The organism is Rahnella rivi (assembly GCF_019049655.1).
Lineage (GTDB): Bacteria > Pseudomonadota > Gammaproteobacteria > Enterobacterales > Enterobacteriaceae > Rahnella > Rahnella rivi.
The window spans coordinates 211,660-222,821 of the sequence record NZ_JAFMOX010000067.1; the positions used below are offsets into that span (position 1 = coordinate 211,660).

11 protein-coding genes are annotated in these 11,162 nt (G+C 55.5%); 7 read left to right on the forward strand and 4 right to left on the reverse strand.

What is annotated here, in order from left to right; all coding sequences use genetic code 11:
• Positions 1-17: 17 nt before the first annotated feature.
• A complete protein-coding gene (gene cysS, locus J1779_RS24095; protein WP_217204970.1) occupies positions 18-1,409 on the reverse strand; it encodes a cysteine--tRNA ligase in 1,392 nt (463 codons plus the stop codon).
• Positions 1,410-1,636: 227 nt separating this feature from the next.
• Between cysS and ppiB the strand changes: the two genes are divergently transcribed.
• Both ppiB and lpxH read left to right on the forward strand, forming a co-directional pair.
• On the forward strand, positions 1,637-2,131 hold the full coding sequence (ppiB, locus tag J1779_RS24100) for a peptidylprolyl isomerase B (RefSeq protein WP_056771274.1): 495 nt from the start codon (positions 1,637-1,639) through the stop codon (positions 2,129-2,131).
• Between the two features lie 11 nt (positions 2,132-2,142).
• Positions 2,143-2,865, forward strand: a complete 723-nt coding sequence (lpxH, locus tag J1779_RS24105; protein ID WP_217204971.1) for a UDP-2,3-diacylglucosamine diphosphatase — start codon at positions 2,143-2,145, stop codon at positions 2,863-2,865.
• Here lpxH and J1779_RS24110 read toward each other — a convergent pair.
• Entirely contained in the window at positions 2,849-3,481 is a 633-nt protein-coding gene (locus tag J1779_RS24110; RefSeq protein ID WP_056771997.1) for a MiaE family protein, read from the reverse strand. The genes lpxH and J1779_RS24110 overlap by 17 nt on opposite strands.
• 180 nt (positions 3,482-3,661) lie before the next feature.
• On the opposite strand from J1779_RS24110, the gene purE reads away from it, so the two are divergent.
• Positions 3,662-4,171, forward strand: coding sequence for a 5-(carboxyamino)imidazole ribonucleotide mutase (gene purE / locus J1779_RS24115; RefSeq protein WP_122095978.1), 510 nt, complete (start codon positions 3,662-3,664; stop codon positions 4,169-4,171).
• Positions 4,168-5,232 (forward strand): 5-(carboxyamino)imidazole ribonucleotide synthase, encoded by a 1,065-nt coding sequence (gene purK / locus J1779_RS24120; protein WP_122095979.1) that lies wholly within the window; start codon positions 4,168-4,170, stop codon positions 5,230-5,232. Before purE ends, purK begins: the two co-directional genes overlap by 4 nt.
• A 41-nt stretch (positions 5,233-5,273) precedes the next feature.
• On the opposite strand, the gene ybbP is transcribed toward purK, so the two are convergent.
• Positions 5,274-7,706, reverse strand: coding sequence for a putative ABC transporter permease subunit YbbP (ybbP, locus tag J1779_RS24125; protein ID WP_217204972.1), 2,433 nt, complete (start codon positions 7,704-7,706; stop codon positions 5,274-5,276).
• Complete coding sequence (gene ybbA, locus J1779_RS24130; protein WP_056771257.1) at positions 7,703-8,389, reverse strand: putative ABC transporter ATP-binding protein YbbA; 687 nt, start codon at positions 8,387-8,389, stop codon at positions 7,703-7,705. Before ybbA ends, ybbP begins: the two co-directional genes overlap by 4 nt.
• Between ybbA and tesA the strand changes: the two genes are divergently transcribed.
• The 3 genes from tesA (at position 8,360) to J1779_RS24145 (ending at position 10,832) form a co-directional block, all read left to right on the forward strand.
• On the forward strand, positions 8,360-8,989 hold the full coding sequence (gene tesA / locus J1779_RS24135) for a multifunctional acyl-CoA thioesterase I/protease I/lysophospholipase L1 (RefSeq protein ID WP_122096121.1): 630 nt from the start codon (positions 8,360-8,362) through the stop codon (positions 8,987-8,989). The two genes, ybbA and tesA, sit on opposite strands and share 30 nt — an antisense overlap.
• A gap of 121 nt (positions 8,990-9,110) precedes the next feature.
• Complete coding sequence (locus J1779_RS24140) at positions 9,111-9,887, forward strand: SDR family oxidoreductase (RefSeq protein WP_217204973.1); 777 nt, start codon at positions 9,111-9,113, stop codon at positions 9,885-9,887.
• An 87-nt stretch (positions 9,888-9,974) separates the two neighbouring features.
• Entirely contained in the window at positions 9,975-10,832 is an 858-nt protein-coding gene (locus tag J1779_RS24145; protein ID WP_217204974.1) for a co-chaperone YbbN, read from the forward strand.
• Positions 10,833-11,162: the final 330 nt, after the last annotated feature.

Consider the following 11,162-nt stretch of genomic DNA (forward strand, 5'->3'; position numbering starts at 1 on the left):
TTCAGGTAGCAATGAGATTACTTGCGACGCCAGGTGGTGCCCGCCGCACCATCTTCTAACACGATGCCCATTTCATTGAGACGGTCACGCGCTTTGTCCGCCATACCCCAGTCTTTGCTGGCGCGGGCATCGTTGCGCTGTTTGATCAACGCTTCGATTTCAGCGACTTCATCGTCGTTATCCGCCTGCGCACCGGATTTCAGGAACTGCTCCGGATCCTGCTCCAGCAGACCGAGCACACCCGCCAGCTGACGCAGTTCTGCCGCCAGACCGTTGGCCGCCGACAGGTCTTCCGCTTTCAGGCGGTTGATGTCGCGCGCCATATCGAACAGCACGGAGTAGGCTTCCGGAGTATTGAAATCGTCGTCCATGGCGGAGCGGAAACGGGCAACGAAAGCGTCACCACCGGCTGGCGTTGCGGCAGCATCCGTCCCGCGCAGTGCGGTGTACAGACGTTCCATCGAAGTACGCGCCAGTTTCAGGTTCTCTTCGCTGTAGTTCAGCTGGCTGCGGTAATGGCCAGACATCAGGAAGTAACGCACACTTTCGGCATCATAATATTTCAGCACATCGCGCACGGTGAAGAAGTTATCCAGCGATTTGGACATCTTTTCGCGGTCGATCATTACCATGCCGGAGTGCATCCAGGTGTTCACATACGGGCCGTCGTGCGCGCAGCTGGACTGCGCAATTTCGTTTTCGTGGTGCGGGAACATCAGATCAGACCCGCCGCCGTGGATATCAAAATGATCGCCCAACTGTTTGCAGTTCATCGCAGAACATTCGATATGCCAGCCCGGACGGCCTTCGCCCCACGGTGACGTCCAGCTCGGCTCGCCCGGCTTGGACATTTTCCACAGCACGAAATCCATCGGATTGCGTTTTACATTGGCTTCCACTTCCACGCGGGCGCCCGCCTGCAGCTGGTCGAGATCCTGACGGGACAACAGGCCATAATCAGGATCGCTTTCCACCCAGAACATCACGTCGCCGTTTGAGGCCACATAAGCGTGATCGCGGTCGATAAGCTTCTGCACGATTTCGATAATTTCCTGAATATGCTGCGTCGCGCGCGGTTCGGCGTCCGGCGGCAGAATATTCAGCGCAGCAAAATCATTGTGCATTTCAGCGATCATACGGTCGGTCAGTGCGGAGAAATTCTCGCCATTCTCAGCGGCACGTTTGATGATCTTGTCGTCGATATCAGTGATATTGCGTACGTATTTCAGGTCATAACCGAGGTAACGCAGGTAACGCGACACCACGTCGAAAGACACAAAAGTCCGGCCATGACCAATGTGACACAGGTCGTAAACAGTGATCCCACACACGTACATCCCGACTTTACCGGCATGAATTGGCTTGAATTCCTCTTTTTGGCGACTCAGGGTATTAAAAATCTTCAGCATCAGGCTATTCCGTGTGTTGGGCGTAGAAAATGATGGTTGCGCGCTTTCGCGACGCTCGGGCTCATAATATAACGAAAACGCCTTCACCGAAACGGCATAAGGCCGCCGGACGGGCTTTAGTCCTCACAAACCGCCTGCTGACGGCAACTTTTGAGTTATGGTATAAGAAAAGGCTATAGTAGCGGCTCTTACTGAGAGCACACATCAACATAAGCAGGATGATTAATATGGTCACTTTCCACACCAACCACGGCGACATCGTAGTAAAAACTTTTGCTGACAAAGCACCCGTTACGGTTGAAAACTTCCTGAACTATTGCCGTAAAGGCTTCTACGACAACACAATTTTCCACCGTGTTATTGATGGTTTCATGATCCAGGGCGGCGGTTTTGAGCCAGGCATGAACCAGAAAAACACCGACGCACAGATCAAAAACGAAGCAGACAACGGCCTGAAAAACACCAAAGGCACGCTGGCGATGGCGCGTACCAACGATCCGCATTCTGCCACTGCACAGTTCTTCATCAACGTAACTGACAACGATTTCCTGAACCACAGCGGCAAAAACGCACAGGGTTGGGGTTACTGCGTATTCGCAGAAGTGGTTGAAGGTCAGGATGTGGTTGATGCGATCCGCGCAGTGAAAACCGGCCGCAGCGGCATGCACCAGGATGTTCCAAAAGAAGATGTTGTGATCAAAAGCGTCACAGTCAGCGAATAATCAACGTCGGGATGACCACGTTTTTTATCGCAGATATTCATCTTTGCGCACAGGAACCGGCAATCACTGCCGGTTTTCTGCGTTTTTTACGCGAAGATGCGCCGCAGGCCGACGCGCTGTACATTCTCGGGGATTTATTCGAAGCCTGGATTGGCGACGATGATCCACAGCCGTTACACGCAGACATCGCTGCGGCGTTAAACCACTTACACCAGCAAGGCGTTCCCTGCTTCTTCATTCATGGTAACCGCGATTTTCTGCTTGGCCGCCGCTTTGCGCGCGACAGCCTGATGACCCTGCTGCCAGAGAAAAAAGTCCTCGAACTTTATGGCCGCCGCGTCCTGATCCTGCACGGCGATACGTTGTGTACCGACGATGTTGCCTATCAGAACTTCCGCAAGAAAGTGCATAATCCGCTGATTCAAAAGTTGTTCCTGATGCTGCCGCTGAAATGGCGTTTAGGTATTGCCGCCAAAATGCGCGCCAACAGCAAAGCGTCTAATCAGGGGAAATCACAGGAAATTATGGATGTGAACCCGCAGGCGGTGGTGAATGACATGCAGGCGGCAGGCGTAGAATGGATGATCCACGGCCACACCCATCGCCCGGCGATCCATGATGTACAGCTTGTGGCGAAAACCGGCCACCGCGTGGTGTTAGGGGCGTGGCACGAAGAAGGGTCGATGGTCAAAGTCACCGCCGATAACGTAGAGCTGATCAGTTTCCCGTTTTAAGGCTGCACACCGGCGTACCGCTGTGGAAACGGAATTGCTCATCCGGCGCCAAAATCAGTTCCGCTTCTATTCTGCCAAAAAACTCTACCCGATCGCTGATGTCCCCTCCGGCATATTGCTCCGCCAGCGCCAGATAATCGGCAAAATGACGTGATTCTGAGCGCAGCAGCGAAGTGTAAAAACGCGACAACGTGTCATCGAGATGCGGCGCGATTTTGGCAAAACGCTCGCAGGAACGCGCTTCGATGTACGCCCCGATAATCAGGCGGTCGACCAGAATATTTAAATCATCATGATGACGGGTGTGTTTAATCATCCCGCTGGCGTAGCGCGACGGCGAAAGCTGGGTGTAGGTGACATTGCGTTTTTGCATGATTTCCACCACCTGCTCGAAATGATGAAGTTCTTCCCGCGCCAGACGCGCCGCGCAAAACAGCAGTTCAGTGCGATCCAGATATTTCGTCATCAGGCTCATCGCCGTGGCCGCCGCTTTTTTTTCACAGTTGGCGTGATCAATCAGCATCACCGCCTGATTTTCCAGCGCCACATCCACCCACAAAGCCGGTGTTTCACAGTGCAAAAAATCATAAATCGGTGCCAGTAAAGCCTGCGTCATCATTCAGTTTCCAGTGTTGATTGCTCATCATAGTGTGGTCCGGATTATACAAATCTGCCCGCCACTTCTCATCAAAAATGCACCGTATTCCGGCGACGCAACCGTTTTCCTTGCTCCGTGAGCATGATATCATTTGCGCCCTCGCAGTTTCTATTTCCGAATCACAGGAGCTTTACAGACATGTCATCCAACGTTACCCCGGCAAAAATCGCCATCGTTATGGGGTCTAAAAGTGACTGGGCGACCATGCAGTTCGCCGCCGAAGTCCTCACAACGCTGAATATTCCTTTCCATGTCGATATCGTCTCCGCACACCGCACGCCGGACAAATTATTCACTTTCGCTGAACAGGCTTCAGCGAATGGCTTTGATGTGATCATCGCGGGTGCAGGCGGCGCGGCGCATTTACCCGGTATGCTGGCAGCGAAAACGCTGGTGCCGGTGCTCGGTGTGCCAGTGCAAAGTGCTGCGCTGAGCGGCATCGACAGCCTGTATTCCATTGTACAAATGCCGCGCGGTATTCCGGTTGGGACACTGGCGATTGGTAAAGCCGGTGCGGCAAATGCTGCGCTGCTGGCCGCACAGATTCTCGCGCTGCACGATGCTGAGATTGCGAAAAGTCTGGCCGCATGGCGCACCGCGCAAACCGATGAAGTGCTGAATAATCCCGATCCACGGGAGCAAGCATGAAGCCGGTTTGCGTGCTCGGAAACGGCCAGTTAGGCAGAATGCTGCGTCAGGCCGGTGAACCGCTGGGGATCGCTGTTTTTCCCGTCGGCCTGGATGCTGAACCGGAAGCTGTGCCGTATCAGCAAAGCGTTATTACCGCTGAAATCGAACGCTGGCCGGAAACCGCGCTGACCCGCGAACTGGCGACACACAATGCGTTTGTTAACCGCGAAATCTTCCCGCGTCTGGCCGACCGCCTGACGCAAAAACAGTTGCTCGATCAGCTCGGTCTGGCAACCGCACCGTGGCAGTTACTGGCCGATGCCGCCGAATGGCCGCAGGTATTCTCCGAAATTGGCGAACTGGCGATTGTGAAACGTCGCGTCGGCGGTTACGACGGCCGTGGTCAGTGGCGTTTGCGCTCCGGCGAAGAAAATACGCTGCCGCAGGATTGCTACGGTGAATGCATCGTTGAACAGGGCATCAATTTTTCCGGCGAAGTGTCGCTGGTCGGTGCGCGGGGTCATGACGGCAAAACCGTGTTTTACCCGCTGACCCATAACCTGCATCAGGATGGCATTCTGCGCACCAGCGTCGCGCTGCCGCAGCCGGACGCCGCCCTGCAACAGCAGGCGGAACGCATGTTGTCAGCCATCCTCAACGAACTGAATTACGTCGGCGTGATGGCGATGGAATGTTTCGTGGTCAGTGAAGGTTTGCTGATTAACGAGCTGGCCCCGCGCGTGCACAACAGCGGTCACTGGACGCAAAACGGTGCATCTTACAGCCAGTTTGAAATGCACCTGCGCGCGATCCTCGGTCTGCCGTTGCCGCAACCGGTGGTCAGTACGCCGTCGGTGATGGTCAATCTGATTGGCACAGAGGTGTCAGAAGCATGGCTGAGCCTGCCGCTGGTCAATCTGCACTGGTATGAGAAGGAAGTGCGTCCGGGGCGTAAAGTCGGACACCTGAATCTCAACGACGCCAGCGCCAGCCTGCTGAAAGACAATCTCAACGCACTGATCCCGATGCTGCCGGCAGAATACGCCAGCGGTATTGAATGGGCGATTGAAAAGCTGTGATTTTCAGGCTTCCTCCCCTGCAAAGGGGAGGAGTTTAAACACTACGAATCATATTGCCTGAACAACGCCCTTCCCCGCAGTAACCGCACACCCAGCCAGCCACCGCAGACCGACAGCAGCAACGCACTCACCACCGGTACGGCGATCCACATCAGGTAATTCGGTTCCCATGGGAAATCGAACACTTTGCGTTGCAGCAGCCACAATGCGGCTTCCGCACCGATGGCGGCAGCGACACCGGCCACCAGCCCGAGCACGGCAAACTCACACCACAGCGTGCGATGCAGCATCTTTTTGCTGGCGCCCAGCGTGCGGTAAACGATCAGCTCCTGACGGCGCTGACGCATGCCGACCTGAATCTGCGCCAGCAGCAGTAAACCGCCGCACAGCATCACCAGAATCACCATTACTTCCAGCGCCCTGCTCACCTGCTGCAATACCTGCCCCACCTGACGCAGGATCGAGCCGATATCCATCAGGCTCACCGTCGGGAACTGGCGGTTGAGCTGCGTGATGGTGCGGTCATCGCCGTGATAACGGAAGCTGGTCAGCCAGCTTTGTGGCTGGCCGTCGAGCGCGCCCGGCGGGAAGATGAAGTAGAAATTCGGCTTCAGGCTGTCCCAGTCCACTTTTCGCAGGCTGGTGATTTTGGCGCTGAACTCCTGAGTATCGCCGCTGAACGTGACCGTATCGCCGAGTTTCAGCCCCAGACGCCCCGCCAGCCCTTCGTCGATCGACACTTCACCGGCTTTCGGCGGCCCGTTGCCTGCCACCAGCGGATTATGATCCGGCAGCCCTTCCATCCAGGTCAGATTCAGTTCACGGTTTACGGCTTCACCGCCCGCGTCGTCCGGTTTGATGATCTCGGTGGCGACCTTGTCGTTAATCCCGGTCAGGCGAACCCGCACAATCGGATAGAAGGTTTCCGGCTGTGCTTTATGCTGATGCAGGAAATCCGTCACCTGCGGAATTTGCTCTTTCGTGATATTGAGCAGGAAGTAATTCGGGCTGTCCGGCGGCAGCTGTTGCTCCCAGCGATCCAGCAAATCCCCGCGCATCACCAGCAGCAAAGCCAGCAACATAAACGACATGGAGAACGCCGCCAGCTGGCTGAGCGTCACCCACGGCTGTCGCAGCAGACGGTTGACGGCTAAACGCAGCGGCAACTGACGGAAAGTCAGACGGCGCAGTAACAGCAGCGCCCCCCAGCCAATCACGCCCAGCAGCAACGACAGCACCAGCACGCCAGCCAGCAAAGACCACAGCAGCGAACTTCCGCCCATCAGCGCCGCCAGCAGACCAACCACCACCAGAATCATGACCGGCAGGAAGTAGCGCAGCGGCCAGACGTTGGCGACCACATCATTACGCAGCACGCGCAATGGCTGCGTAGCCAGTAACTGGCGATAAGGGCGAATACCAATCAGGAAAGAGATCACCACCATCGCGCCCATCGACCACACCCACGGCCAGACACCGGCGGGAGGAAGCGCCGCAGGCAGTACCGGGGCCAGAACTTTCATCAGCACCGCTTCAAATGCCAGACCGACCAGACTGCCGCAAATCCCCGCCAGTACCATCACCGCAACCCACTGGCCGATGATCAGCCTGCGCAGGGCTTTTTTCCCCGCGCCGAGGGTTTTGAGCACCGCCACCAGATCGTAACGGCTGCGGCAGTAATGCCCCATCGACACGGCAATGGCGGCAATCGACAGCATCAGCGTCAGCAATGCCGATAGCGTCAGGAACTGCTGCGAGCGCTGCAACGATTTACCCAGCGCACCGTCGGAATCTTCCATTCCGGTCCAGCGCTGATCGGGTTTCAGCAGCCCTTTTATCGCATCGCCATAGATCTGAATCGCCTGCGGCGAACCGGCAAACATATAACGGTAGGTCAGGCGGCTGCCCGGCTGAACCGCGCCGGTTTTCGGCACATCCGCCAGATTCATGATCACCCGTGGCGCGGTCTGGAACGGGTTGAAGCCCGAATCCGGCTCCTGCACCACCACACCGGCAATTTTCAGCGTGGAGTCACCCACGTCCAGATTGTCGCCCACTTTCACGTTGAGCAACGCCAGCAGACGCGGCGCAACCAGCACGGTGCCCGGCTCAGGTTTCAGCCCGACGGGTTCGGTTTGCAACGTTCCATACAGCGGGTAAGCCAGATCGGTGGCTTTTACCGCCGCCAGCTGTGGCGTTTCACCGGCAAACGTCATGGTCATGAAAGAGAGCTGACGGCTGACCTTCAGCCCCTGCTTTTCCGCGTCCTGCAACCAGGCTTCGGTGATCGGCCGGGCGGAGCGCAGCACACGGTCACCGGCGATAAACTCGCGGCTTTGCTGACTCAGCCCTTTGTCCATGCGGTCACTGATGCTGCCGAGCGCCAGCACGCAGGCCACCGCCAGCGTCAATGCCAGCCAGACAATCAGCAGCGAAGGCGAACGCCATTCGCGCCAGAACCAGCGCCAGATCATGCTTCCTCCCACAACTTCCCGTCACGCAGACGCAGGCGCCGCTGGCAACGCGCCGCCAGTTGCTCGTCGTGGGTGACCAGAATCAGGGTGGTGGCCGCATCGCGGTTCAGGGAGAACAGCAGATCGACAATGCGTTCGCCGGTTGCACGATCCAGATTGCCGGTCGGCTCATCGGCGAACAGCAGTTTAGGTTTACCGATAAATGCCCGCGCCAGCGCCACGCGTTGCTGCTCGCCGCCCGAAAGCTGCGCAGGCAGATGGTGCAGACGCCCGCCGAGCCCGAGACTTTCCAGTAACTGCACCGCCTGCTGACGGCTGTTGCTGTCGCTTTCGCCGCGCAGCAATGCCGGAAGCTGGACGTTTTCCAGCGCGTTGAGCGTCGGCACCAGCATGAAGGACTGAAACACGAAGCCCACATTTTTTGCCCGCAGCGCGGCGCGACCTTCTTCGTTAAGTTTACTGAGAGATTTGCCGAGCAAAACCACATCGCCGCTGGTGCCGTCATCCAGCCCGGCAAGAATGCCCAGCAGGGTGGATTTACCGGAACCGGATTCCCCAATCAGCGCAATTGTCTGCGCCGGTTTGACAACCAGCTCCACACCGGACAGGATGGTGAGCTGTCCTTCACCCTGACCGACGTGCTTATTAAGATGATGAACTTCAAGAACGTTTTCCGCTGGCATCTCCCCTTCCTTATGTTGTTAGGATTATTGAGTTTTCGCGCCGTTGCTGCTGATAACTTGCTGATTATTGGCGACAGTTTAAGTGCTGTCTATCGCCTGCCTGTAGCCGAATCATGGCCGTCACTGCTGAATAAAAAATGGCAAAAAGAAGGGGGGAAACCCACCATTATTAACGCCAGCATCAGCGGAGATACCGCCGAACAAGGGCTGGCGCGATTGTCTGCGCTGCTGCAACAACATCATCCGCGCTGGGTGCTGATTGAGTTGGGTGCCAACGACGGTTTACGCGGATTTCCGCCACAAACCATTTCGCAAACCCTGACCCAAATTATCGCTCAGGTTAAACACGCCGATGCCCAGCCGTTGCTGATGCAAATCCGCCTGCCGCCAAACTATGGCCGCCGCTACGGTGATGCGTTTTATGCCATCTATCCGGCGCTGGCGAAGCAGGAGAATATCCCGCTGGTGCCGTTCTTTATGGAACAGGTCGCCGTGAAACCGGAATGGATGCAGGATGACGGCTTGCACCCGGCGCTGGCAGCCCAGTCGTTTATTGCCGACTGGATGTCTGAAAAACTCACGCCGCTGCTGACGCATTAGGTTTAAAATACGAAAAATAAAATAATACCGGGACGTGAGTAAAACCAGGACGTTACCTTTTTCACCCGACTCCCTAGTAAATCACAGCCATAAAAAATAGGGACACCTCACAGGTAAAGTTATGCAAAAAGCAGTATTAATCACCGGTTGTTCCAGCGGTATCGGGCTGGTGGCTGCACAAGATTTGCGCAGCCGTGGTTACCGGGTGCTGGCTGCATGCCGGAAACCGCAGGATATCGACACACTTCAGCAGATGGGTTTTGAAACCATACCGCTGGATCTTGATGATGAAGAGAGCGTCATACACGCCGCTGCGCAGGTGATCGCGTTGACCGGCAACCGCCTGTATGGCCTGTTCAACAATGCCGGATATGGCGTTTACGGCCCGCTGAACAGCATCAGCCGCGCGCAGTTCGAGAAACAATTCTCCACCAACCTGTTCGGCACACATCAGCTGACTCAACTTTTGTTGCCCGCCATGCTGCCGCACAGCGAAGGCCGCATTATTCAGACCAGTTCGGTGATGGGGCTGATTACCACGCCCCGCCGTGGCGTTTATGCCGCCAGTAAATTCGCGCTGGAAGCCTGGTCCGACACGCTGCGCATGGAGCTGCACGGCACGGGCATTCAGGTCAGCCTGATTGAACCCGGCCCGCTCAGCAGCAATTTCACCGCCAACGTCAGTCAGTCACAAGCTGACCAGCCGGTAGAAAATCCGGGCATCGCCCGTCGTTTTACGCTCAAGCCGGAGGCGGTTTTACCCAAACTGCACCATGCTTTGGAGAACCCGCGTGCGCGCCTGCGTTATCCGGTGACCCTGGTCGCCCATGCGCTGACGGTGCTCAAACGCCTGTTGCCCGGCCGGTTGCTGGATAAAATATTGCGCGGAAACAGCTAAGTAAAAGCGCCGGGGGGTTGAAGCAGTAAGAGTCGCCCCCATCTCATTTTTAACGCTTTAAACGCCTTAGTCAGAGAGAACGAATTCATGCTTGCACAACCTACGATTATTGATATTGACGAAACAAACCTGCAACAGGCACTGGAGCAATCCATGTCTGTGCCGGTGATGTTCTATTTCTGGTCAGAACGCAGTCAGCATTGCCTGCAACTCGGGCCGATTCTCGACAAACTGGCGGTGGAATATGCCGCTCAGCTGATTCTGGCGAAGGTCGATTGCGATGTGCAGCAAATGGTCGCTCAGCAGTTTGGTCTGCGTTCGATCCCGGCGGTTTACCTGTTTAAAGACGGTCAGCCGGTTGATGGTTTCCAGGGCCCGCAGCCGGAAGAAGTGATCCGCGAACTGCTGCAAAAAGTGCTGCCGAAAGAAGAAGAGCTGAAGCTGGCTCAGGCACAGGAACTGTTGCAGGCAGGCAATGCGGCTGAAGCCCTGCCCCTGCTCAAAGAGGCCTGGCAACTGAGCAGTCAGCGCAGTGATATCGGCCTGTTGCTGGCCGAAACGCACATTCATCTCAACCGTAGTGATGACGCTGAGGCCATACTGGCCACCATTCCGTTGCAGGACAAAGATTCCCGCTATCAGGGGCTGGTCGCGCAGATCGAGCTGCTCAAACAGGCAGCGGATACCCCGGAAATTCAGCAACTTCAGCAGGAACTGTCGCAGGATCCTGATAATGCAGAGCTCATTGTTAAACTCAGCCTGCAACTGCATCAGGTTGGCCGCAACGAAGAAGCGCTGGAATTGCTGATGGCGCCGCTGAAGAAAGATTTAGCCGCGGCTAACGGCGCGGCGCGTAAAACGCTGATGGATATCCTGGCCGCACTTGGCACCGGTGATGCACTGGCTGCGAAATATCGACGTCAGTTATATTCCTTGCTTTACTGATTCATCAGAATTTTAATTTAAAAATGCCGGCCTTGCGCCGGCTTTTTTATTTCCACATATTAAGAAGAAGTTACATATCCCATCACAATATAAAATATATTCATCGCTTTTAATTTGATATGTGAATGTATTTATTTTCTCTTAAAGAAGAATACATCCTTACAATCACGTGATATTCTCGCCGCCCTAAAAACATCGAAGACAGATGTTATTCGCAAAATAATTAAGCGATCAACGCAGAACCTGAAAAATAATCGTCAACAAAAACAATTCAATAAAACCATTATTATCCATCGAGCATGAGTAATATTATTTACATGGAGTTTTTTA

Coding starts and splice junctions, on each gene's coding strand:
- cysS (WP_217204970.1), bottom strand. CDS start 1,409: ATGCTGAAGATTTTTAATACCCTGAGTCGCCAAAAAGAGGAATTCAAG.
- ppiB (WP_056771274.1), top strand. CDS start 1,637: ATGGTCACTTTCCACACCAACCACGGCGACATCGTAGTAAAAACTTTT.
- lpxH (WP_217204971.1), top strand. CDS start 2,143: ATGACCACGTTTTTTATCGCAGATATTCATCTTTGCGCACAGGAACCG.
- J1779_RS24110 (WP_056771997.1), bottom strand. CDS start 3,481: ATGACGCAGGCTTTACTGGCACCGATTTATGATTTTTTGCACTGTGAA.
- purE (WP_122095978.1), top strand. CDS start 3,662: ATGTCATCCAACGTTACCCCGGCAAAAATCGCCATCGTTATGGGGTCT.
- purK (WP_122095979.1), top strand. CDS start 4,168: ATGAAGCCGGTTTGCGTGCTCGGAAACGGCCAGTTAGGCAGAATGCTG.
- ybbP (WP_217204972.1), bottom strand. CDS start 7,706: ATGATCTGGCGCTGGTTCTGGCGCGAATGGCGTTCGCCTTCGCTGCTG.
- tesA (WP_122096121.1), top strand. CDS start 8,360: ATGAACTTCAAGAACGTTTTCCGCTGGCATCTCCCCTTCCTTATGTTG.
- ybbA (WP_056771257.1), bottom strand. CDS start 8,389: ATGCCAGCGGAAAACGTTCTTGAAGTTCATCATCTTAATAAGCACGTC.
- J1779_RS24140 (WP_217204973.1), top strand. CDS start 9,111: ATGCAAAAAGCAGTATTAATCACCGGTTGTTCCAGCGGTATCGGGCTG.
- J1779_RS24145 (WP_217204974.1), top strand. CDS start 9,975: ATGCTTGCACAACCTACGATTATTGATATTGACGAAACAAACCTGCAA.